At 52.4% G+C, this 21664-nt stretch carries 22 protein-coding genes; 12 read left to right on the top strand and 10 right to left on the bottom strand.

All coding sequences use genetic code 11. The annotated features are described in order from the left end of the window. Window positions 1-84 precede the first annotated feature (84 nt). Window positions 85-468: a co-chaperone GroES gene (locus FJM74_RS18175; protein ID WP_187264069.1), complete on the top strand. Its 384-nt coding sequence runs from the start codon at window positions 85-87 to the stop codon at window positions 466-468. A gap of 557 nt (window positions 469-1025) precedes the next feature. Here the strand turns inward: FJM74_RS18175 and FJM74_RS18170 are convergent. The 4 genes from FJM74_RS18170 to rocD form a co-directional block, all read right to left on the bottom strand. Then, the gene (locus FJM74_RS18170) at window positions 1026-1583 is read right to left on the bottom strand and encodes a hypothetical protein (RefSeq protein WP_187264061.1); all 558 of its coding nucleotides are present in this window, start codon (window positions 1581-1583) and stop codon (window positions 1026-1028) included. 141 nt (window positions 1584-1724) lie between these two features. Continuing rightward, window positions 1725-5474: a S8 family serine peptidase gene (locus FJM74_RS18165; RefSeq protein ID WP_187264060.1), complete on the bottom strand. Its 3750-nt coding sequence runs from the start codon at window positions 5472-5474 to the stop codon at window positions 1725-1727. A 754-nt stretch (window positions 5475-6228) separates the two neighbouring features. Further along, window positions 6229-7203: a porphobilinogen synthase gene (gene hemB, locus FJM74_RS18160; protein ID WP_187264059.1), complete on the bottom strand. Its 975-nt coding sequence runs from the start codon at window positions 7201-7203 to the stop codon at window positions 6229-6231. A gap of 214 nt (window positions 7204-7417) precedes the next feature. Next, the gene (gene rocD, locus FJM74_RS18155) at window positions 7418-8659 is read right to left on the bottom strand and encodes an ornithine--oxo-acid transaminase (protein WP_317175583.1); all 1242 of its coding nucleotides are present in this window, start codon (window positions 8657-8659) and stop codon (window positions 7418-7420) included. 446 nt (window positions 8660-9105) lie between these two features. Here rocD and FJM74_RS18150 point away from each other — a divergent pair, with 446 nt between their 5' ends. The 7 genes from FJM74_RS18150 to rimO all read left to right on the top strand — a co-directional run bounded on the left by FJM74_RS18150 (window position 9106) and on the right by rimO (window position 13492). Beyond that, the gene (locus FJM74_RS18150; protein ID WP_187264058.1) at window positions 9106-9279 is read left to right on the top strand and encodes a DUF5522 domain-containing protein; all 174 of its coding nucleotides are present in this window, start codon (window positions 9106-9108) and stop codon (window positions 9277-9279) included. A gap of 141 nt (window positions 9280-9420) precedes the next feature. Further along, window positions 9421-9660 carry a 50S ribosomal protein L28 gene (rpmB, locus tag FJM74_RS18145; RefSeq protein ID WP_147922067.1) on the top strand — a complete coding sequence of 80 codons (240 nt, stop codon included), beginning with the start codon at window positions 9421-9423 and terminating at the stop codon, window positions 9658-9660. A gap of 492 nt (window positions 9661-10152) precedes the next feature. After that, the gene (rpmG, locus tag FJM74_RS18140; protein WP_147922068.1) at window positions 10153-10341 is read left to right on the top strand and encodes a 50S ribosomal protein L33; all 189 of its coding nucleotides are present in this window, start codon (window positions 10153-10155) and stop codon (window positions 10339-10341) included. A gap of 3 nt (window positions 10342-10344) precedes the next feature. Then, a complete protein-coding gene (locus FJM74_RS18135; RefSeq protein WP_187264057.1) occupies window positions 10345-10497 on the top strand; it encodes a DUF4295 domain-containing protein in 153 nt (50 codons plus the stop codon). A gap of 121 nt (window positions 10498-10618) precedes the next feature. Beyond that, entirely contained in the window at window positions 10619-11581 is a 963-nt protein-coding gene (ftsY, locus tag FJM74_RS18130; protein WP_187264056.1) for a signal recognition particle-docking protein FtsY, read from the top strand. Window positions 11582-11587: 6 nt separating this feature from the next. Beyond that, entirely contained in the window at window positions 11588-12175 is a 588-nt protein-coding gene (locus FJM74_RS18125; RefSeq protein ID WP_187264055.1) for a peptidase associated/transthyretin-like domain-containing protein, read from the top strand. Window positions 12176-12178: 3 nt separating this feature from the next. Then, window positions 12179-13492 (top strand): 30S ribosomal protein S12 methylthiotransferase RimO, encoded by a 1314-nt coding sequence (gene rimO / locus FJM74_RS18120; RefSeq protein WP_187264054.1) that lies wholly within the window; start codon window positions 12179-12181, stop codon window positions 13490-13492. A gap of 209 nt (window positions 13493-13701) precedes the next feature. On the opposite strand, the gene FJM74_RS18115 is transcribed toward rimO, so the two are convergent. Then, window positions 13702-14082 carry a PH domain-containing protein gene (locus FJM74_RS18115; protein ID WP_187264053.1) on the bottom strand — a complete coding sequence of 127 codons (381 nt, stop codon included), beginning with the start codon at window positions 14080-14082 and terminating at the stop codon, window positions 13702-13704. Between the two features lie 186 nt (window positions 14083-14268). Between FJM74_RS18115 and bshC the strand changes: the two genes are divergently transcribed. Next, the gene (gene bshC / locus FJM74_RS18110; RefSeq protein WP_187264052.1) at window positions 14269-15831 is read left to right on the top strand and encodes a bacillithiol biosynthesis cysteine-adding enzyme BshC; all 1563 of its coding nucleotides are present in this window, start codon (window positions 14269-14271) and stop codon (window positions 15829-15831) included. Next, window positions 15831-16427: a 5-formyltetrahydrofolate cyclo-ligase gene (locus FJM74_RS18105; protein WP_187264051.1), complete on the top strand. Its 597-nt coding sequence runs from the start codon at window positions 15831-15833 to the stop codon at window positions 16425-16427. The genes bshC and FJM74_RS18105 overlap by 1 nt, the downstream gene beginning before the upstream one ends. A 163-nt stretch (window positions 16428-16590) precedes the next feature. On the opposite strand, the gene FJM74_RS18100 is transcribed toward FJM74_RS18105, so the two are convergent. From FJM74_RS18100 to mnmD, 5 genes are all read right to left on the bottom strand, one after another. Continuing rightward, the gene (locus FJM74_RS18100) at window positions 16591-16887 is read right to left on the bottom strand and encodes a hypothetical protein (RefSeq protein ID WP_187264050.1); all 297 of its coding nucleotides are present in this window, start codon (window positions 16885-16887) and stop codon (window positions 16591-16593) included. A gap of 203 nt (window positions 16888-17090) precedes the next feature. Then, entirely contained in the window at window positions 17091-17537 is a 447-nt protein-coding gene (locus FJM74_RS18095) for a MarR family winged helix-turn-helix transcriptional regulator (RefSeq protein WP_187264049.1), read from the bottom strand. Beyond that, entirely contained in the window at window positions 17537-18028 is a 492-nt protein-coding gene (locus tag FJM74_RS18090) for a glutathione peroxidase (RefSeq protein WP_187264048.1), read from the bottom strand. The genes FJM74_RS18095 and FJM74_RS18090 overlap by 1 nt, the downstream gene beginning before the upstream one ends. A gap of 707 nt (window positions 18029-18735) precedes the next feature. Next, a complete protein-coding gene (locus FJM74_RS18085) occupies window positions 18736-19104 on the bottom strand; it encodes a methylglyoxal synthase (RefSeq protein ID WP_187264047.1) in 369 nt (122 codons plus the stop codon). A gap of 185 nt (window positions 19105-19289) precedes the next feature. Further along, window positions 19290-19973, bottom strand: coding sequence for a tRNA (5-methylaminomethyl-2-thiouridine)(34)-methyltransferase MnmD (mnmD, locus tag FJM74_RS18080; protein ID WP_187264046.1), 684 nt, complete (start codon window positions 19971-19973; stop codon window positions 19290-19292). A 110-nt stretch (window positions 19974-20083) separates the two neighbouring features. On the opposite strand from mnmD, the gene FJM74_RS18075 reads away from it, so the two are divergent. Together FJM74_RS18075 and rlmN are read left to right on the top strand one after the other, a co-directional pair. Next, a complete protein-coding gene (locus tag FJM74_RS18075; RefSeq protein ID WP_187264045.1) occupies window positions 20084-20512 on the top strand; it encodes an acyl-CoA thioesterase in 429 nt (142 codons plus the stop codon). A 21-nt stretch (window positions 20513-20533) separates the two neighbouring features. Then, window positions 20534-21607, top strand: a complete 1074-nt coding sequence (gene rlmN, locus FJM74_RS18070; protein WP_187264044.1) for a 23S rRNA (adenine(2503)-C(2))-methyltransferase RlmN — start codon at window positions 20534-20536, stop codon at window positions 21605-21607. Window positions 21608-21664 lie beyond the last annotated feature (57 nt).

The raw sequence follows: 21664 nt of genomic DNA, 5'->3' as shown, positions 1-21664 counted from the left end.
AAATTGATTAATTTTGTGGCTAAACCTCTGGCCTGAAGGAGAGAGTAAAGCAGACGATATATTTTAATCATGAGTACATTACCAATGAGGGTTTCTGAAAAGAATAAACTGGAGAAAATAATCATTGTGGGAGATCGGGTGCTGATTAAGCCAAAATCAGCACGGGAGCAGACCAAAAGCGGTTTGTACCTGCCGCCGGGCGTGCAGGAAAAAGAGAAGGTGCAGGAAGGCTACATCATGAAAGTAGGCCCCGGCTACCCCATCCCGGCTGACTACGGTTTTGACGAAGAACCCTGGGAACGCGAAGACGAGGAAGAGATGGTGCGCTACATTCCGCTGCAGTCTAAAGAAGGAGATCTGGCTATTTACCTGCAGCGCGATGCCATCGAAATCAACTATCTGGGCGAGAAATACTTTATCGTGCCGCAAAGCGCTGTGCTGATGCTGGTGCGCGAAGAAGACCTGTAGCCACTCCCACACTATCACATAAAAAAAGAGCGTCATCTCCTGCAAAGGGTGGCGCTCTTTTTTAGTTAGAAAGGTAAGAGTTAGAAAGTTGCATATGTAGGCCAGGACTTTTCTGAGGTGCAGCAGGGGCATTTTCATTAGAATAATTGAAGTGTATAGCATGGATTCAGTATTCCTGCCGCGAGCTTTCAGCTCGCATGGATCCTTACTCCAACTTATGATCATAAAGTAGTTTACAAGAAGGTAATTCTTCTAACATGGTGGAGGAACATGGCCTGTTGGCCTACTCCCGCGAGCTGAAAGCTCGAATCATACTGAACCACGAGCTGAAAGCTCGCGAGAGGGATAAGTAATACTTTTTAGCTGAATATAAAAACCCCTTCGTAGTCTATACAATCAAATTATTTGAATAAAGATACCCCTCCGGAGCCTCTGCTGCTCCTGCTGCTGTTGCTGATTCACGCACAATGAGATGAAGCTGCCTCGTTAAGCAAGACACTCGTCACCAGATCAGCAATTAAACAATTTAACCATTCAACAATCCAGCAATTTAACCATCACTCCAAAGGCTTTGTCAGGTCGAAATCGGCCTGGAAGCGGAGCTGGTTGTCGCGTTTGAGGATGTAGCTGAAGGTACTGCCGTCGGGGCTGATGGCCAGGGTCCATTCGTTGGTGGCGGCGGCAGGCAGTAACTGTGCGGTGTGGGCATCGGCGGGAAAGGAATGCGTGAGCGATTCTGCCGGGGCCGTAGAGATGCCGCCATACATGGTAATTTCATCCGGGGTGCCATCTTCGTGGCGGTGGTCGTGCTTGAGCTGCAGGCCTTCAGGCGTTTTGCGGATCAGCCAGGTGCGGGATTTGTCTTCGCCCACCGTAAATGGCACCCGAAGGGTGGTGTCGGAGCAGGTTTGCACGTGCATCACCAGGGCTTTGCCGGCAAATGGATCGGTGCCATCAGCAGGGTGTACTACTGTTCCCCGAAAAGATTTGCCGCACAAAACAGCCAGGCTGTTGTAGAAAGATTGAGGAGAATGGCTTTGCGTAGAAGGCGGTGTAGTACATCCTGCCAATAGGAGCAGGAGCATCAGCATCAGCGAAAGGATCGTCTTTTTCATAAGGGGGTAGTTGTGAATATCTAAAGGTAGAAAGAGCTGCCTTATGCTGTGGCTTTTGCACAATAAATTGCGCATAAAGAGCTGGTGAGAAACAAAGCTTCCGATGCTAATCCAGAGGATCGGCTCGACTGAAAACGGATGCTATCGCTGCACCACCAGCTTTTTGGTATACTGCCTGGGGCCATGCTGCACCCGCAGCAGGTACACGCCCGATGCCCGCCCCGACAAATCGATAAAGCCTTCATACTGCCCGTTCCGCTGCTCCACCTTGCCGGTGTACAACAGGTGTCCGACCATATCCGTTACCTCAAAGGTGATATCCTCCGACCGATCTGTTTCCAGTTCCAGCCTAAAGCGGCCCGAGCTGGGGTTCGGTGAGGCAATCAGCTCCGGCCCTAGTTCCCGTACATCCGGACGGAAAATGTAAGTATAAGGAACCGACATCTCCGAGATGCAGCCATCATGTGACACCGTTACACTGTAGCTGCCACTCTCCTCGGGCACATAGGTATTGCCCGTGGCACCAACCAACAGCCGGCCGTTCAGGTACCAGCGGTTTCCTGTCGTTGCCGACGATACTAAGGTTTTGCCATTTCGGGTAACAGCTGGCTGCGGAATGGCAGTACCTGTTGTAATCTCTGCTGCCACACGTTCGCTCTGGCAGCCCAGCGCACTGATTTTCAGGTCGTAGAAGTAATAGAAGTAGCTGAGCGGGCCCGGGTTGGCAGAAGAGCCTGTGATGGTGAAGACATTCGATATGCCAAACGGATAGCCCTCTACACCCTCGTTGTTTCGGTAGATAGTGGCGCCGCCTTCGTAGGCAATGCCGATTCTGTAGTTTCCGGCTTCCGGCAGCGCCAGCCCGAGGTAGTACACGGCGCCCGTGTCGGCAGGGTCGTCGGGTTGCACGCCTGTGGCAGGGGTGGTGCGGGTCGCCACTACGTTCAGGGTGCGGCTGGAGACAGGGGCACCATCCTCATTAAAAGCGGTAAATGTTATTTTGCCGCTATGGCCAATGTAGAGGCGGGTACTTTCGAGCAGCATGGGCGCATGGGTGCTAACCAGCACATCAGGCGTAAACTGGTTATAGCCCCCGCCCGTGGCGAAACTTTTCGTGGCCGGCCCGATGGTAGCAGAAAAATCGTTGAGCGCCACATATAGATTATTGTTTACCTGCCCCAGGTCTGCCGATAGCAGATGGCCGGCCGCCACCGGAACAGTGGCATCAGGCGTGGCATACCAATAGGTGGAGCTTCCGCCTGAGCTGTTGAGGGTGAACTGCGAGCTGGTTCCGCAGCGTACGGCCATAGCCTGTGGCGGCGCAGCAGGCGCACTGATGGAAATGGTGCGGGTGAGGCGGTTATTGGCAGCCACCACATCGGTCAGGAGTTCAGAGGTGGCTATCAGTTCGTAGGAGGCGCCTGCCCCTGTGGCAAAGTTGCCTTCCAGCAGCATCTCTTCTTCCGAAAAAGGAGCCAGTGTACGATCGTAAACGCCAGTTAAGGTGGCTACAGCAGTACCATTTTGCAGCACGCTCACCGACACTGGAATATTGCTTTGTGACGCTGCTCCAAAGTTTCGTATTCTCACCACCAGCGCCTGGGCCGGGGTGGCGCAGAGGGAGCCGCCAGGTACCGATATGCTGGTAATGCCCACATCGTGCTGCTGCCGGATGAGCTGTACCACATAGTCCTGCGTTTCGCCGCGTGTGTAGGAGCCGCAGGCAGTTATGGTGCTGGCATCCGTAGTTTCCTGCAGTACCAGGCGCATCCGAAGTTTATTCCCAGCCACTACAGTGCCTGGTGCGGTTACATAGGCTGTTAAGGTGCCGCCTGAGCTGGAAAACAATACTTCTTCGCCAAAATCAGTAAAGTTGCCGTTATTGTTCCAGTCAAAAAATGCTTTGGCAGCTGTGGGAGCCTCTGCGCCACAGGTGCCGGTTACTATGGTCAAAGTCTGTGTCTGACCCGGTTCAAAAAAAATGGGGGCGTTAGCTGTATAATCGCGGGTGGTGGAGCAGCCGGTAGCGGGCATTGTAAGCGCGTAGGAACCCAGGGAGAAGCTGTTTATGCGGGCACCAGCATCAGAGGAGGGAGCACTGGCACAAGAAGCCTTGCCGCCAACACCACTCACCAGCAGCGAATAATCCTGCTTGCTATTGCGGAGTGCTCCTTTATGCGAGATGGTGATGGTGTAGGTTTCGCCGGGAACGGCATTGGCAATGGTGATCTGCTCTACATTGTCCAGGATGTTGTTGCCGGGTTGTGCAGGCTCTGCAGGGCTCAACGGGTTGAGGGTCCAGGGGAGGTGCGTGGTGCCGCGGCCGCTGATGCGTAGGTCCAGGTCGTTGACCAGGCGGGGTGTACGGTTGTTCAGCGCCTCTTTACCTACTGGTGTTGAGGCAGCTTCTGGGTCGGCCCAGCAAATGGTGGCCACCAAAGGACCGTAACCGGAGGCCACTACTTGTAAGGTGTAGGTCTGCGATTGGTTCAGGCTCCTTTCCTGCACCAGGTGTGCCTTATCGGTATTCGAGATTACGTTGGCGGCCCTGTCGGCATTTAACAGACCCCAGCCATGCCTGTAATCGGGGCCGGGAGAGGGACCAGCCTCATCGGCTGTGTGTATGGCCAATCCTTTTAGGGTGGCGGCACGCATCAACGCGCCATTGTTCAGGTTGGCATAGTGTTCCTGCAGCAGCAGCAGTGTACCGGCCACATTCGGGGAGGCCATGGAGGTGCCGTTGGAGGAGCGGTAGGCAAAGTCGGTGGTGCTGCTGGTGGAGAGTACCGCCACGCCGTTGCCCACAATGTCGGGCTTAATCCGGCCATCGTCGGTGGGGCCGAAGCTGCTGAAGCCTGAGATGGTTACATCGGAGGGCTTGTTGTACCCGTTGGGTATGGCGGCAACTGCTCCTACCGTGAGTATATTTTTGGCCGTGCCGTAAGTCGGGATAACGTCGTAGCCGTTGTTTTTGCTGATGGTGGCCGGGCGCGAGGCTTCCAGCGTAAAATCGCCCTTCCGGCTGCGTTTGTAGTAAGGGTCGCCCACGGCCGGGCCCGTGTCGCTGCGGTTGTTGCCAACTGATTTCACGATCAGGTAATACGGCGCGTTAAACGCGATGCGGTCCCAGGAGGTAGCCACTTCGCTATAGTAGCCGAATTTGTAATCTACAGTGTCGCTAATCTCCGGGTCGCCCCACCATTCCCAGAACGGATCTTCTTCGGTGCCTTTGCGGTCGGAGTTGTAGTGCCAGCCGGCAATGGAGCCGTAGGAGTGGTTAGAGACCAGCAGGTTGCTGGCTGCCGCCGCCATCTCCGATACATCGTTGTTATAGTCGTAGGCCTGCAGCTGCGTTACCCCGAACGCCATTCCTTTGGCAAAGCCATTTATGCCGCTGGCTACGAGGGTACCTGCAACGTGCGTAGCGTGATCGTCTGCTTTGGAGGCCTTGTCTTTCTGCAGCACCTTTCCCCGCAGTTCCTGGTGCGTTTCGAGTACACGGCCGGCATCCCAAACGCCCAGCTTGGTAGCAACACTGCTGCTGGCGCCGCTCAGGTTCAGGCCCAGCCCGCCGCCCGCCCAAAGCTGATCGGTTTTGGTGGTGGCAGCTGCGCGGCTGTTGTTGTAGGTAATGTAGTAGATGGGCAGGCCCTTGGCATCGAGGCCCTGCAGCGACATGTGGGTGCCGTCTTTGTAGGTTCTCTCGATTACCCAGCCGTTTTGGTTGGCAAGGTCTATGGCCCTGGCTCGGTTTATTTTGTAATCTTTCTCGGCCGCAATGGCTACGTTTTTCAGCACCTCTACATTCGTGCGGATGGGGGTGACACCCTGTTGTGCTATAGCCGGTGCGGCTGTAACTAAGGCAGCAATTAAAAGCCAAAGTCCTTTCATAGAGGGGAACAGGGTGTGAGTTTATTCTATCAAGTTAAGATAACAGTGCGAGAAAGTCAAAAGTTATGAGATTGTGTGCATTGCCACTGCTTTTCTAACTGATGTTACGCATTTTGCTGTAAAGATTAGGTTCCACCACTCTTCGCTGCTGCCCTATCCAGAGCCCTTGCCCTGTTTTGTTGCATATTAGTGGCGCTGAGCGCTCACGGCTGGGGTAGGGGCCCTATGCAAGCGGGGCCTCGTCCTTGGGCATCGGTGCTGCATTCCCTCCTGCCAGGGGTGCAGGGGCCCCTTTTTGACTCGCTGTCGCTCAGGCTGCCTGCGGCACCGGATCTCACGAGGCACCTCAACCCAAGGACTGGAACAGCTTCAATAGCACAAGCTTCTGCAGCACCTGCTGCTGCAGAAGCGAGTATGGCTCCAGAAGGCCTTTTCCATTCAAATAATTCGGTTGAAGCTGCCGCATAAAATAACCATGTAATTACCTAACCATTTAACCATTCTCCTATGCAAGGCCCCCTGTGTGTAACATCAGTTAATAGTTAAACTTGGGATAGCTTGCGAAGGTTCAATTCGGGGTTTGTAGGGCAGTTGCAAAAGGAAAAGGCGCACCAGACTAAAATTGATGCGCCTTTTCTATGTAATTATTCGAATCAAAACAGCCCTCCGGAGTTCTTTACTGCTGTTGATGCTCCTGCTGCCTAGGGCCGGACCCTCGCAGGAGCTGCGCACGCTGCGGGTTCTGTGCAGTCGACTACTGCTTCTTCAGGTACTGCGCGTATTCTTTGGCGAAGTAGGTTAATATAACGTCGGCTCCGGCTCGTTTTATGCCGGTTAGTATCTCGGCCATCGCTTTGTCGTTGTCGAGCCAGCCGTTTTGGGCAGCTGCTTTTACCATGGCGTACTCCCCGCTGATGTTGTAGGCGGCAATCGGCAGGTTAGAGTTGTCGCGGAGCAGCTTGATGACGTCGAGGTAAGCCAGGGCAGGTTTCACCATCAGGTAATCGGCTCCTTCCAGGGTGTCGAGTTCGGCTTCTATCAGGGCTTCTCGGCTGTTGGCGTAGTTCATCTGGTAGGTTTTCTTGTCGCCAGATTTTGGGGCAGAACCTAAAGCGTCACGGAAAGGACCGTAGAAGGCGCTGGCATACTTGGCGGTGTAGGCCATGATCGCCACTTTCTGGAAGCCGTTCTCATCAAGCACCTTCCGGATATGCCCGATGCGTCCGTCCATCATATCGGATGGGGCCACGATGTCGGCTCCGGCCTGCGCCTGTGTCAGGGCCATTTTGCCCAACACCTCCAGCGTCTCATCGTTTATGATCTCGCCGTTCTCCACGATGCCGTCGTGGCCGTCGGAGCTGTAGGGGTCCATGGCTACGTCGGTTACCAGCGCCACCTCCGGGAAGTTCTTCTTGATGGCCCGGATGGCGCTCGGGAAGAGGCCGTCGGGGTTCTGGCTTTCGGTGGCGTATTTATCTTTTATGTCTTCGGAGATGCTCGGGAAGGGAGCAAACACCTTTATGCCCAGGTCCACACAGGCCTGCACCTCTTCCAGCACCTGATCGATGGTGTATCGGAAGATGCCGGGCATGGAGCTGATCTCTACTTTCTTGTTCTCGCCCTCAATTAAAAACAGCGGAAATATAAAATCGTGCACACCAACCGTCGTTTCCTGCACCATGTTGCGGATAGCCTCTGTCTGCCGGTTGCGTCTAGGTCTTCGTATCATAAGATAGTTCGTTTACTGATCATCAAATAAGAAAGACAAAGGTAAGGGGCTTCGCTAAATTAAAAATTAGAAATTCAAAATTAGGAATGCCTGAAATAGTATGCCTATAGCCTTATTATTACTCCTCCAATTTGATTTTCAGAAAGGTTTAATGCTTGTAAAGCTGCCAGAAAGCATATCTGCCATAATTTATAATTTTAAATTTAGCGAGGCTTCAAAAGTTCATGATCACGTCTTCTATGATGTCGCAGCAGGCCTGCAGCTGCTCTTCGGTAATGACCAGCGGAGGGGCGAACCGGATGATGTCGCCGTGCGTAGGTTTGGCCAGCAGCCCTCTGTCTTTCAGCGCCACGCACACATCCCAGGCGGTGCGTCCATCTGGTGTAGGTTCTATGACGATGGCATTCAGCAGGCCTTTGCCGCGCACCAGTGTCACCAGTTCCGGCCGTTGCTGCTTCAGGCGCTCCATGCGCCCCCTGAAAATCTCTCCCATTGCCTGCGCGTTCTCCGTCAGGCGTTCTTCTTTTATCACCTGCAGCGCGGCTATGGCAACTACGGCTGCCAAAGGGTTCCCGCCAAAAGTGGAGCCGTGCTCGCCGGGCTTTATGCACAACATAATGTCGTCGTTTGCCAGCACCGCCGACACGGGCAGCACACCACCCGAAAGCGCTTTGCCCAGGATCAGGATATCGGCCTTTACTTTGTCATAATAACCGGCCAGCAGCTCGCCGGTGCGGCCAATGCCAGTCTGTATCTCATCGGTCATGAGGAGCACGTTGTACTTGCGGCAGAGCGCTGCTGCGTTGGCCAGGTAGCCTTGGTCCGGAACCACCACACCTGCCTCGCCCTGGATCGGCTCCACCAGAAAAGCGCACACGTTCGGGTTCTCCTGCAGTGCCTGCTCCAGCGCCTCCAGGTCGTTGTAAGGAATAACCTTGTAGCCGGGCATGTAAGGACCGAAGCCTTTGGTGGAGTCGGGGTCGGTGGAGAAGGAGATGATGCCGGTGGTGCGCCCATGGAAGTTGCTCTCCACCACAATGATCTCTGCCTTGTGGGGCGCGATGCCTTTGCTCACGTAGCCCCACTTGCGGGCCAGTTTAATGGCTGTCTCCACGGCCTCGGCCCCGGAGTTCATGAACAGCGATTTCTGGTAATCAAAATACTGGCAGATGTACTGCTCGGCCAGCCCCAGCTTGTCGTTGTAAAATGCCCGTGAGGTAAGCGTTAGCTGCTGGGCCTGCTCTATAAGCGCCCCTATGATTTTGGGGTGGCAGTGGCCCTGGTTCACGGCGCTGTAAGCCGAAAGGAAGTCGTAGTAGCGCTTGCCTTCCACATCCCAGAGGTGCACGCCCTCGCCGCGGGTGAGCACCACGGGTATTGGGTGGTAGTTGTGCGCGCCGTACTGGTGCTCGGTGTCGATGGCTTGCTGGCTCGAAGTGATGGTTTGCATATTCATAGGCGTAATAACTGAGTTAGGGAATGGACGGGGGGCGAAAGGCTCTGAACCGGAAGATGGCACCTGCCTCTCATCGGCCTTTTGCTGCCCGGGTGTATCTATTTTACAGAGATATTTAATTATGGTTGTAAATTATAGACGTCGCCTTAACTTCACGGATATAGAACTTGTAATGCCACCTGCTACGGGGCACAAGGCGCAGGACTTAAGACACAGGATTTTTTCATAAATCAGAACAAACCAAATCTTGAATACCGATAAGTTCTGGCATTGTCTGTAGCATAGTTAAAGATAGTGCAGGAATTATTCTAATAAAAATGCCCCTCCGGAGGTGTTTTTACTGCTCCTGTGCGGCAGCTTATCGACGAAATACATAAAACCCTGGCCTGGAAGATGCATTTTAGGCCTGCTCTTGCTTACTTTGTGCAGCATTAAGAAATAAAAGTTTGGGCCAGCCATTAAAAGAAGGAGAGGATTATTACCTGAACGAACAGGGGCTGCTGGTTTTTACGGCCAGCTACCACCTGAAACGCGGCTATTGCTGCCAGAACGGCTGTCGCCACTGCCCCTACGGCTACCGCAAAAAGCGGCAGGACGCCGGCCCGGGAGAAGGCAAATAAGCCTGCTTTGGGAGCAGCAGCAGTACTGATGAGCAGCTGAATAGTAGCCTCATTATAAAAATGTTGGCTACGTCTTTGACTTTCTGTTTCTTTTTTATGATCTTTGCACCCCAGTTGAAATAATTTAGAAGAATATACAAGATGGCAAGAGTTTGCGACTTAACCGGAAAAAGAGTACAGGTTGGTAATAACGTATCACACGCTAACAACAAGACCAAGCGTAAGTTTTATCCAAACCTTCAGAAGAAGCGTTTTTACATCCCTGAAGAGGATGCATGGATCACGCTTAAAGTTTCTACTTCAGCTTTAAGAACCATTAACAAAAATGGTATCACGGCTGTATTGAAGAAGGCGGTAGAGCAGGGGTACATCCTTTACTAATAACCGTTTCCCGGCAACGGGTGCTGCTGGTGCAGGTCAGGCCTCATCAGCATAGCGCGCAACCCGGAAAAGCCATCTGGTACTTGTAGATAAAGCATACCGGCAACGGAGAGAGCTACTGCGCAAAAGCAGTTACTGCCTCGCTCCGTTGCTGTTTTTTTGTAAGATACCAATGGTTTAGCTGCCGGAAGAGCAGCAAATGTCTCAGGAGGGACTTTTTGATTAGAAAAATTGTCTCTTGAGCCGGCAGGGTCTCTCTCCGCCCTATGGCACAGGCTTTTGCAGGTGTTGTCCGGCAGAGGCAGGAACAAAGACAAATCTTGCTTTCTGCCGCGAAACAGCATGCTGAGCCTGAAGCAGTTTCTCTGAAGGCTGCTGAAAAAGATAAACAATAAAATTGCATCAAAGCTTTGAATAAAACATGCACATCGTTTGCAATGAATAGTTTAAGCTTGTATATTTGCAGTCCTAAATAAAAAATTACTAGTTGAGATGGCTAAAAAAGCAAAAGGTAATAGAATCCAGGTAATCATGGAGTGCACAGAGCATAAAGCTACTGGCCTGCCTGGAACTTCAAGGTACATCACTACCAAAAACAGAAAGAACACTACTGGGCGCTTGGAGCTTAAGAAGTATAACCCTGTATTAAGAAAAGTAACCTTACATAAAGAAATTAAATAGACCATGGCTAAGAAAGTTGTTGCGACCCTGAAGACCGCTACAGGCAAAGACTGGGCAAAGGTAATTAAAGCGGTAAAGTCACCGAAGACCGGTTCTTACACCTTTAAGGAAGAAATGGTGCCTGTTGACAAAGTACAGGAGTTCCTGACCAAGTAATACAACCCGCTACTACTCTACGTTTACATAGATAGAACCACGAAGAAGTCCCTTATATGGGACTTTTTTGGTATATTACCGTGTCACTTGACACAACCTCAACACCCTACACGGAATTAAGATGGGAATTTTTGACTTTTTTGGAAAAGAAAAGAAAAAGGAGTCTCTGGATAAAGGCCTGGAGAAGTCTAAAACGAACTTTTTTGGACAATTAAGCAAAGCCGTCATGGGCAAAGCTACGGTAGACGTGGATGTGCTCGACGAGCTGGAGGAAATCCTGGTTAATGCCGATGTAGGGGTAGACACCACCATTAAGATCATAGACCGCATCGAAAAGCGGGTGGCCCGCGACAAGTACGTGAGCACCGACGAACTGGACAGAATCCTGCGAGAGGAAATTGCTGCCCTGCTTGGAGAGAACAAGGCCGGCGACGGTGCCAACTTCGACCTGCCGGCCGGCATCAAACCCTATGTGATTATGGTAGTAGGCGTAAACGGCGTTGGCAAGACCACTACCATTGGCAAACTGGCCTCGCAGTTCCACAAGGCCGGCAAGCAGGTCGTGCTGGGCGCTGCCGACACGTTCAGGGCCGCTGCCGTTGATCAGCTCATCGTCTGGGGAGAGCGCGTGGGTGTGCCTGTTATATCGCACGGCATGAACACCGACCCTGCCTCCGTTGCCTACGATGCCGTAAAAAAAGGCGTAGATATGGGAGCCGATGTGGTGATTATAGACACGGCGGGCCGCCTGCACAACAAAGTAGGCCTAATGAACGAGTTGGGCAAGATAAAGCGCGTGATGCAGAAAATTACCGCCGACACGCCGCACGAAGTGCTGCTGGTGCTGGACGGCAGTACCGGCCAGAACGCCATCCTGCAGGCCCGCGAGTTTACCAAAGCCACCGACGTAACGGCCATGGCCATTACGAAGCTCGACGGCACGGCCAAAGGCGGTGTGGTGATCGGTATTTCTGATGAGTTTAAGATTCCGGTGAAATACATAGGAGTTGGCGAGAAAATAGAAGACCTGCAACTGTTCGACAAGAAGGAGTTTGTAGAGTCGTTCTTCTCGCGCAAAAAATAATGCGGCATGAATAAGCTGTTGCTGTTGCCGCTCTGGTTGTGGCTCATTAGCTGCAACGGCTTCAGTAAAACCACAGCAAGCCAGCCGTCAGCGGATCAAAGTGAAGTGGATCAGGAGGAAAAGGATGGGCCGATCACTGTGAGAACTGAATGCTACACTAACAAAACACCCTTAAATGCCTCTGCCCAAGTAGTACAGGAGCAGCAGGCAACCATAAAACAAGGAATAGCCGGCCGCGTAGTGTGGGAGGCTGGTAACCAGATGCCATCGCCGGATGTGCCCCGCAGCAGCGGCCGGAAGGGCGTGCAGCGGCAGGTTTTTGTCTATGAACTCACCAGTGGCACGCAGGCCACTACCACCGATGGTGTTTTTCACACCAATATTCAAACTAATTTGGTAACGCAGGTTGTTACAGATGCTAATGGCTACTTTGCCGTTAGCTTGGAGCCCGGCCGCTACTCTGTTTTTACGAGAGAGGAGCAGGGGCTTTACGCCAACCTTTTCGATGGGCAGAACAATATCTACCCGGTGGAGGTGAAGCAGGGCGAGGTAACGCAAGTGGAGTTTCTGATAAATTATAATGCTACCTATTAAATCGTGAAAGTAAGAACACTCAAAAAAGACAAGGTAAACGTAATCACATTGGGTTGTTCCAAGAACCTGGTAGATTCGGAAGTGCTGATGGGGCAGCTGCGCGCCAACGATATGGACGTGGCCCACGAGTCTGACAAAGACGATTCCAATATCATCATCATCAATACCTGCGGCTTCATAGACAATGCCAAGCAGGAGTCGATAGACACAATTCTGCGTTATGCCGAAGAGAAAGAGGCCGGGCAGATCGATAAGCTGTACGTGACCGGCTGCCTCTCGCAGCGCTACAAAGATTCGCTGGAGGCAGAGATACCGCAGGTGGATGCCTACTTTGGCACGCTCGAAATGCCGCAGCTCCTCAAAAAGCTCGAAGCCGACTACAAGCACGAACTCATTGGCGAACGTCTGATTACCACGCCTTCGCACTTTGCTTACTTTAAAATTGCCGAAGGCTGCAACCGCCCCTGCTCGTTCTGCGCCATCCCGCTGATGCGCGGCAAGCACGTAGACCGCTCCATTGAAAGTTTGGTGGGCGAGGCAAAGCGCCTGGCTAAGATGGGCACCAAAGAACTGATCCTGATTGCGCAGGACCTGACCTACTACGGGCTGCAGCAATACGGCGAGCGCAAGCTGGCCGACCTGCTCCGTAACCTTTCCGATGTGGAAGGCATTGAGTGGATCAGGATGCAGTACGCATACCCGTCGCAGTTCCCGATGGAGGTGTTTGATGTGATGAACGAGCGCGAGAATATCTGCAAGTACCTTGACATGCCGCTGCAGCACATCTCCGACAACATGCTCAAGAGCATGCGCCGTGGCATCAGCAAGCGCCGTACCATAGAACTGGTAGACTCTATCCGCCAGCGCGTGCCGGACATCGCTTTACGAACCACCTTAATTGCCGGCCACCCCGGCGAGACTGATCAGGATTTCCGGGAGTTGTACGATTGGGTAGAGGAAACCCGCTTCGACCGTTTGGGTATTTTTACCTACTCCCATGAGGAAAGCACCCATTCCTTCAGCCTGGAAGATAATGTGCCGGAAGAGGTGAAGCAGGAACGTGCCGATGCCATTATGGAGTTACAGCAGGGCATATCGGTAGAGCTGAACGAGGAGAAAGTGGGCAAGACCTACAAAGTGCTCTTCGACCGCAAAGAGAGTGGCTATTTTGTGGGCCGCACCCAGCACGACTCTCCGGAAGTAGACAACGAAGTGCTCGTGCCTGCCACCGACACCTACGTACGCATCGGAGACTTTGCCCACGTGAAAATCACCGACTCTTCGGATTTCGATTTGTATGGCGAAGTGGTGAAATAGAAGCTGATCTAATATGCTGATGCCGCACCGATGCAGCCGGTAAAGCTCTGGAGGGGCTTTTTAATTAGAATAATTGCGTACATCAGTAAAACACATAGAAAAGCCCTGCAGGTGTAATAGCCTGTGGGGCTTTTTGTTTGGCTTGATCTGATGAGAGCCTCCGATTTACTACTCAACTCCTTTCCCTAGTCCAACCACCCCCGCCTATCTCACTTCAACACATACTTACTCAAAATCTTGTAAGCCTCATTAATGTTGTTGCCTTTCCGGAAATCCTGTTTGATGGTGGGTTCCGATTCGCCTGTCAGCCAGATTTTCAGTTCGGCATCCATATCCATAATACCGGCACTTTCTTTTGAGAACATTTTAATGCTGGCGTAGGGAATGCTCTGGTAATCGGTTTTGGAGCCGGTGAGGCCCTGCTTGTTTACCAGGATGAGCCGCTTGTTGGTGAACACCAGCATGTCGCGTATCAGTTTAAATGCCTTCTCCAGCTGCTCGTTGTCCAGCAGGATAGGCTGAAATTCTCTTTGTAACTTCTCGATAGACACCTCGGAAGCGTGTCCCATCATGCCGCTTAATAGTCCCATAGATTTTTAGTTTTAATGATGGTTTGTTTACGGGCAGTAACATGATTGGTATAAAGCCTTTCTGATGTATCGGCTTTTATCCATGTATAAAACCCGTACATTTGTAGCGACAAATTTGCAACCCAATCGCGCCGATGCTGTAAAAGCAAACAACAGCCCATACGCAAGGCAGACGGACCAACCAACATGAAAATAACGAAAATAGAGTACGCCGCCACCGGTGCCTTCTCCCAAACTATACTGGATTACCTCAGCCGTAGCGAGCAGCTGACACCCTTTTACAACCGCTTTCCTTCTGCAGCGGCTTTTAAGGCACAACTGGAGGAAAAGAGCTTCAGCCAGTCTCAGCGCCAGACGCTGCACCAGGCGCTGCAGGAGCAATATGCCTCTGTGTCGGACATTAACCCGAACGTGCAGCAAAACATAGGCCTGCTGCTGGAGCCCAACACCTATACCATCACCACCGGCCACCAGCTCAATATTTTTACAGGCCCACTGTACTTTGTTTACAAGATCATTACAGCCATAAACACGTGTAAAGTACTGCAGGAGCAGTACCCCGACCACAACTTTGTGCCGGTGTACTGGATGGCCACCGAAGACCACGATTTTGCCGAGATCAACTATTTCAACCTTTTTGGCAAAAAATATAGCTGGCAGACAGAGCAGCAAGGAGCCGTTGGCCGCTTTACGACCGAAGGGCTGGAGCAGGTGCTGGCAGAGCTGCCGGAGGCGTATCCTGTATTTGAGGAAGCTTACCGAAACAGCAAAACCCTGGCCGAGGCTACTCGTGCCATCACGCATGCCTTGTTTGGCGATTATGGCCTGGTGAGCCTGGACGGTGACCATGCGAAGCTGAAAAAGGCGCTGACGCCTGTGGTGGAGAAAGAGCTGACGGAGCAGCTGTCGCACCGGCTGGTGAGCCAGACAAGTGCGCAGCTGGAGGAGCTGGGGTACAAACCGCAGGTGTTCTCCCGCGAGATAAACCTTTTTTACCTGCAGGATGGGCTGCGGGAGCGTATCGTGGAGGTAGCGGGGCAGTATAAGGTGCTCAACACCGATATCAGCTTTAGCCGGGAGGAGGCACTGCAGCTGGCACAGGAGCACCCGGAGCAGTTCAGCCCCAATGTTATTCTGCGGCCGCTCTACGAGGAGCTTATTCTGCCTAACCTGGCCTATATAGGAGGTGGGGCAGAGGTGGTGTACTGGTTGCAGCTAAAGCAGCTGTTCGAGGCGTATGGGGTTGCTTTTCCGGTGCTGATGCTGCGCAACTCGGGCTTGTACATAAACCGGGGCAATGCCGGCCGCATGCAGAAACTGGGGCTGCAGCCCGTAGATCTTTTCCAGGATCTCCAGCGCCTGAAAAAGCATTTCTCAGCGCAACTGCACGAGGAGGAGATCAGTCTGGAGACACAGCGGCAGGCCATTGCCCGCATTTATGCGGAAGTGGAGCAGCTGGCGCAACAGGTAGACCCGACGCTGGTAAAAACAGTAGGGGCAGAGGCTCAGAAAGCAGCCAACTCGCTGCAGATGCTAGAGAAGAAAATCGCCAAGGCGCGCGACAACAAGCACGAGCAGAGCTTTAAGCAGCTGGAGACGCTGAAGGAGAAGCTCTTCCCGGGCAGCAGCCTACAGGAGCGCCACGACAACCTGCTGACCTACAGCACCAACAACCCCGGCTTTATACAGGCCCTGGCAGAGGCCTTTGATCCGCTGGAAAACAAATTTACCATTTTAGAGGAGGAGTAATGCAAAAGGAGGAGCTGCGGAAACTCATGCTGCAACAACGCAGGGCCCTGTCGGCCGAGGAGGTGCAGCGGCGCAGTGGGCGTATTGCCGCTCTTTTTTTTGAGCAGTTCCCGCTGCAGGCTGGCCAGACGGTGCATGTGTTTTTGCCGATCCTCAAGCACAACGAGATCAACACCTGGCTGATTATAGAGGGGCTGCGGCGGGAGCACCCTGCTGTGCGTGTGGTGGTACCGGTAACCGATGTGGCGCAAAACAGCCTCACCCACCATCATTTAACAGAGGAGTCTGTGCTGATCGAAAACGCCTGGGGTATTCCGGAGCCGCAAAATGCGCGACGTGTACACGCACAGGAGGTAGATATGGTGCTGCTGCCCCTCCTGGCATTCGATCTGTACGGGCATCGTGTAGGCTACGGCAAAGGTTTCTACGATCGTTTTCTGGCAGAATGCCGCCCGGATGTGCTCAAGATCGGCTTGTCGTTGGAGCCGCCTGTAGAGCGGATCGCTGACCCTCACCCGTTTGATGTGCAGTTAGATGCTGTGGTGATGCCAGAGAGGGTGTGGAAGCGGCCTGAAGCTTCAGATCCGGAAGCCTAACCGGTAAGGGCGCCCACAGGCAAAGCCAGGAGGAGCAGCAGAAAGCTCCGGAGGGCCATTTTCATTAGAATAATCAGGAGTAGAAATAAAAAAGAGGCTGTCCCGGCTACTAATCCGGACAGCCTCTTTTTGCTGGCAGTTCCAGTTGCTTTAAAAGGTCTGGTTAGCCTTTGTACACGATCTTAAACTTTTTGAGCTCTTTTACAGGGCCAAATTCAGATTTTTCGATGACGCGCCCTCTCTTTTTCAGGTGCACTTCCATCGGAGCCATGGTCTTGGTTATGTCGGAGTTAACGACCTGCACATAAAACCTGCGGGCTGCCTCAGAGGCTCCCTTCTCAAATTTGTGCTTCGACTGGTTCCCGTTTATCGGGAGGCCTGGAATAACATGGTAATTCGTGCAGACTACTTCGTAAGTAGGCAAAAAGGGTTTAATAGCTTTTCGGAGTAATTTTTTCATTTATAGGTTTGTTGTTTTCAAAGCATACTACTATCAGACATTCGAATATAGGAATATGGTTCTAAATTCTCCCAAAATGACAAAACTTTTTTCCGGCTATTGCGTAGCCATGCCCCAAAGTCGTGCAACCGATGTTAAAACCGGCCCTGTAGCGGCCTTGCAGAAAAGCGGCAGCAGATCCTTGCCTGGTTGTTATTCCTGTTTTACCAGCTTGGGTGCTTTTGAAGAAGCTCTTCCAGTAGTGCTTTCAGCGCCAGGGCTTTATCGGGGGGGAGGTCAGCAGCGGCGGCCAACTGGCTGGGAATACAGGCAGCTTTTTTTTTCAGGCTGTTGCCTTCCGGGGTCAGCATGAGCTGCACCAGCCGCTCGTCGGTGGTGGAGCGGCGGCGTTGCAGCAGGCCCTGCTGCTCCAGCCGCTTCAGCAGCGGCGTAAGGGTGTTGCTGTGCAGGTGCAGCCTGTCGCCCACCTGGTTTACCGTAAGGCCGTTATGCTCCCAGAGCACTAGCAGCACCAGGTACTGCGGGTAGGTTAACCCTAACTCATCGAGCAGGGGCTGGTACAGGCGGGTTACCAGGCGTGAGGCAGCGTAAAGCGGAAAACAGATCTGGTTCTCCAGTTTTAGCTGCTCATAGTTCTCGGTGGTTTCCATTATTTGTTTTTGCCCAGCAGTTGCTGCACGTAGGGTTCTATTTTTTCGGGCTTGGTGATAGGGGCAAAGCGCTTTACCGGCTTACCGTTAGCATCGACCAGGAATTTGGTGAAGTTCCACTTAATGCGGCTTCCGAACAAGCCACCCAGGTTCGATTTCAGGTACTGGAACACAGGGTGCGCGTTTTCTCCGTTCACATCTACTTTGTCGAACATCGGGAAGCTGACGCCATAGTTTAGCAGGCAGCCTTGCTCAATTTCTTCTTTGCCGCCGGGCTCCTGGTTGCCAAACTGGTTGCACGGAAAGCCCAGGATAACCAGGCCGTCGTCTTTATATTTTTTATAGAGTGCCTCCAGGCCTTCGTACTGCGGAGTAAGGCCGCATTGGCTGGCGGTGTTCACTACCATCACTACCTTGCCCTTAAACTCGTCCATCGCCACTTGCTTGCCTTGCAGCGTTTTCGCCTCCAGCTGATAAAAATTGTTTTCCATAATAAATCTTGTAAGATTATATCGTATACGATCCAAATATACCAGAAGTTTCCGAAAAGCCGATCTTTTGCCTGCGGAAAAGCTGTCGCAGTTATCGCCAATCTGTAAAATTTGCCTGGATTATTTGAATGAAAAAGGCCCTCCGGAGCTCATCTTGTAGGGAAAACAGCTTGTAGGTCGCTGGTGCGGGCTGGCAGCTCGTACCTTTTTCTCTTTTTGGTCAACAGTATATGAAGCATCAACACTTCATCACCTGATGTTGCCTCATTGAAATGTTCAAGTATGATGAAAGTACGAGCTGCCAGTTCGCACCAGCGAACAATGCGTCGCATCAAGTCTTGAATTTACGATTACAAGATGAACTTCGGAGGCAAAAAAGACACAGGACCTCTTGTTGGGGAAGAGTTAGACGCTAAGAGCTGATCTGCGATTTATCATGCATTTTCGGATTCCTGAAATCTTACCTCCTCGCGGCAGCAATATATTTTTCTCTTGATGCATGCCTAACACTCTTCCATAGGTCGTACACTCAAATTATTTGAATGAAAATAGCCCTTCGGAGGCTGAAAAGACGCCACACAAAGGGGCCTTGATTTATGGAAGGGTGGAGTTGCCGGGAATAAGAAAGCGTGGCTGCAGAAAGTGGAAGGGGCGCAGCAGCCTGAAGCGCAGTGTTTCTGTGCTTCAGGCTGCCACCACATGCCAGTTTATTCGCCGCGTTCCAGCACAATAAAATTGGCGGAGGCGCGGTTCAGTGCGATGGGTATGTTGTTGAGTACTGCCGTCCGGATAAGTGTCTGTATATCGTGCTCGTGGCCGTGTGGCGTTTCAGCATCAATAAAAAAGATGATCTTGCTGATTTCTCCCTGCAGGATTTTGGCGGCCAGCAGAATGTCGCCACCACTGGGGCCGTGCCCGAATGGCGTGATGTTCATGTCGAGCAGGTCGTTGATGAGGGCAGAGGTGTTGGTGGTGCCTACCAGGTTATAATTACGGAGAACATCCTGGTTTTCTTTTACCCAGTTCAGCAAGTCTGTCTTTTTATTGTTATGGGCAATCAGAGCAATTGTGTTCATAAGCAAAGGTGTTGTTAAGCGTTGTTTGCCTGGGTAAGATAATAATTCCCGGCGGGTTTTTGCGTCTTAGTATGCAGATTGATACATGTATCTGAAAAAGCCTCCTTGCCGGAGGCCTCGGAGACCCTGGCGCGTAGGCTTCTCCTGGGTTTACCTATGCCGTGCAACCGGATCACTTTGGCCCCTTACTCCATCAGGATGGGTTTCAACCCCCTGGTCATCTCACGTTTGCCGGGAGGGCCTGGCAGGGCTTCTACGGTATAGCCTGCCGCTTTCAGGGCGCGCTTAAAAGATCCTTTGGCGCAATAGGTTACCAAAATGCCGCCTGGCCGGGTAGCAAGGTAGAGCTTCCGGAACATCTCTTCTGTCCAGAGCTCCGGCTGCTTTTCTGGCGCGAAGGCATCGAAATACACCAGGTCGTAGTAGGCAGCGGGCGGACAAAACTCCTCCAGGGTCTCGTGCATTTTCTGCAGCGTAAAGTAAGGGGTAATCTCCAGAGGCTCGTTCCAGTTGCCTTCGTGCATCTGCTGATAGTACGCCAGCAGTTCGGGGTTCGGGATAACGTTGCTGAACTCGAGCTGCTCCACCACCTCTTTGCCCAGCGGGTGCTTCTCCAGGGTGTCGTATTGCACAAAGGCTTTTTTTGCCAGTGCGTACGGGAGCGTAAGAATGGCGTTGAGGCCGGTGCCGAAGCCTACCTCTAAAATTTTTAGGTCTTTTTTCTGATCAAGTATATACTCCAGGCCATGCTTTATAAAAACATGCTGCGATTCCTGCAGAGCACCGTGCACCGAATGGTAGTGCTCATTCAGTGTGGGCACATACAAGGTGTTTGATCCATCTTTCGTTTGCCTGATTTCGAGCTGCATCTTTTTTGTGTTACTTTACAAATGTAAGCAATATTGCGCTTTCCGCTTGTTGTTTTATAACCATACTTGCGTGTTTTTACAGGCATTTAACAATTTAACCACTTAGACCTATGCCCCGAGTAAAAGTAGCCATACCCGCTGATGCTGTTTTTGAAGCGCATATTCCCGTCCGGATCACGGACCTGAACTACGGAGGGCACCTGGGCAACGATGCCCTGCTCTCGGTGCTGCATGAGGCGCGCGTGCAGCTGCTCGCCCACTTCGGCTACAGCGAGCTGGAGCTGGCCGGCACCAGTCTGATAATGGCCGATGTGGCCATCGAGTACAAAGGTGAGGCGTTCTATGGCGATGTGCTGACGGCTAAAATGGCCATAACCGATCTGCACAAATACGGCTTCGACATAACCTACCATGTGCTGAACCAGCAAGACAAAGAAATTGCACGGGCCAAAACCGGTATGCTCTGCTTTAACTACACCACCCGCAAGCTGGCCGCCGTGCCAGCAGAAGTTAAAATTAAATTTGAAACTAATGCCTGAGTAATTTTGTAATTTTGTGGTATGAACTTGATCGCAGACATTCCAATACTCAATAAGAAAGATATCCGCAAGCTTTCGCTCGACGACCTGAAGGCCTGGCTGGTGGAGCAGGGCGAGAAGCCCTTCCGCGCCAAGCAGGTTTTTGAGTGGATCTGGAAACACTCGGCCCAGTCGTTTGCCGAGATGAACAACGTGAGCCTGGCCCTGCGCGAGAAGCTCGACCAGCATTTCGACATAAACGCGGTGATAGTGGCCACCAAGCAGGTCAGCAACGATGGTACCATTAAATCTGCTTTCAGGCTGCACGATGGCAACATTGTGGAAGGCGTGCTCATTCCGCACGACGAGCGCAAAACCGCCTGCGTGAGTAGCCAGGTGGGTTGCTCGCTTACGTGCAAGTTCTGCGCCACCGGCTACATGGACCGCGTGCGCAACCTCGATGCCGCCGAGATCTACGATCAGGTGGTGCGCATTAACGAGCAGAGCCTGCAGCAGTACGGCGAGCCTTTGAGCAACATCGTGTACATGGGCATGGGCGAACCCATGCTCAACTACGCCAACGTTATGAAGAGCATTGAGCGCATAACCGCGCACGACGGGCTGGGTATGGCCGCGCGCCGCATTACGGTGAGCACTGCCGGCATCGCCAAAATGATCAAAAAAATGGCCGACGATGGGGTAAAAGCCAATCTGGCCCTCTCGCTGCACGCCGCCAACGACGAGAAGCGCAACCAGATCATGCCCATCAACGAAACCAACTCGATAGAGGCCCTCTCTGACGCACTTCGCTATTACCACCAGCTGACAGGCCGCAAAGTAACCTACGAGTACATTGTGTTCGAGAACTTTAACGATTCGCTGCAGGATGCCGAGGAGCTGTTGCGCTTCTCCAAGATCATTCCCTGCAAGATAAACCTGATCGAGTACAACCCGATTGCCAACGCCGACTTTGTGAACACCGACGAAGACAGGTGGCAGCAGTTTATCTACTACCTCGCCGACCGTGGCGTGCAGGTAAACGTGCGCCGCAGCCGGGGCAAAGACATAGACGCCGCCTGCGGGCAGCTGGCGGTTAAAGAAAAAGAAACCGTTTAGGAGCAACACCAGTAGCCACAGAAACAGAAAAGCCATCTCTTGTGAAGCAGGAGATGG

Source organism: Pontibacter beigongshangensis (genome assembly GCF_014332515.1).
In the GTDB taxonomy this organism is placed as follows: domain Bacteria; phylum Bacteroidota; class Bacteroidia; order Cytophagales; family Hymenobacteraceae; genus Pontibacter; species Pontibacter beigongshangensis.
This window is presented reverse-complemented; position numbering and strand designations above follow the sequence as displayed.

Excerpts from the sequence above, each read along its gene's own strand:
- FJM74_RS18175 (WP_187264069.1), top strand. The coding sequence starts at position 85 with ATGAGGGTTTCTGAAAAGAATAAACTGGAGAAAATAATCATTGTGGGA.
- FJM74_RS18170 (WP_187264061.1), bottom strand. The coding sequence starts at position 1,583 with ATGAAAAAGACGATCCTTTCGCTGATGCTGATGCTCCTGCTCCTATTG.
- FJM74_RS18165 (WP_187264060.1), bottom strand. The coding sequence starts at position 5,474 with ATGAAAGGACTTTGGCTTTTAATTGCTGCCTTAGTTACAGCCGCACCG.
- hemB (WP_187264059.1), bottom strand. The coding sequence starts at position 7,203 with ATGATACGAAGACCTAGACGCAACCGGCAGACAGAGGCTATCCGCAAC.
- rocD (WP_317175583.1), bottom strand. The coding sequence starts at position 8,659 with ATGAATATGCAAACCATCACTTCGAGCCAGCAAGCCATCGACACCGAG.
- rpmB (WP_147922067.1), top strand. The coding sequence starts at position 9,421 with ATGGCAAGAGTTTGCGACTTAACCGGAAAAAGAGTACAGGTTGGTAAT.
- rpmG (WP_147922068.1), top strand. The coding sequence starts at position 10,153 with ATGGCTAAAAAAGCAAAAGGTAATAGAATCCAGGTAATCATGGAGTGC.
- FJM74_RS18135 (WP_187264057.1), top strand. The coding sequence starts at position 10,345 with ATGGCTAAGAAAGTTGTTGCGACCCTGAAGACCGCTACAGGCAAAGAC.
- ftsY (WP_187264056.1), top strand. The coding sequence starts at position 10,619 with ATGGGAATTTTTGACTTTTTTGGAAAAGAAAAGAAAAAGGAGTCTCTG.
- FJM74_RS18125 (WP_187264055.1), top strand. The coding sequence starts at position 11,588 with ATGAATAAGCTGTTGCTGTTGCCGCTCTGGTTGTGGCTCATTAGCTGC.
- FJM74_RS18115 (WP_187264053.1), bottom strand. The coding sequence starts at position 14,082 with ATGGGACTATTAAGCGGCATGATGGGACACGCTTCCGAGGTGTCTATC.
- bshC (WP_187264052.1), top strand. The coding sequence starts at position 14,269 with ATGAAAATAACGAAAATAGAGTACGCCGCCACCGGTGCCTTCTCCCAA.
- FJM74_RS18105 (WP_187264051.1), top strand. The coding sequence starts at position 15,831 with ATGCAAAAGGAGGAGCTGCGGAAACTCATGCTGCAACAACGCAGGGCC.
- FJM74_RS18100 (WP_187264050.1), bottom strand. The coding sequence starts at position 16,887 with ATGAAAAAATTACTCCGAAAAGCTATTAAACCCTTTTTGCCTACTTAC.
- FJM74_RS18095 (WP_187264049.1), bottom strand. The coding sequence starts at position 17,537 with ATGGAAACCACCGAGAACTATGAGCAGCTAAAACTGGAGAACCAGATC.
- FJM74_RS18090 (WP_187264048.1), bottom strand. The coding sequence starts at position 18,028 with ATGGAAAACAATTTTTATCAGCTGGAGGCGAAAACGCTGCAAGGCAAG.
- FJM74_RS18085 (WP_187264047.1), bottom strand. The coding sequence starts at position 19,104 with ATGAACACAATTGCTCTGATTGCCCATAACAATAAAAAGACAGACTTG.
- mnmD (WP_187264046.1), bottom strand. The coding sequence starts at position 19,973 with ATGCAGCTCGAAATCAGGCAAACGAAAGATGGATCAAACACCTTGTAT.
- FJM74_RS18075 (WP_187264045.1), top strand. The coding sequence starts at position 20,084 with ATGCCCCGAGTAAAAGTAGCCATACCCGCTGATGCTGTTTTTGAAGCG.
- rlmN (WP_187264044.1), top strand. The coding sequence starts at position 20,534 with ATGAACTTGATCGCAGACATTCCAATACTCAATAAGAAAGATATCCGC.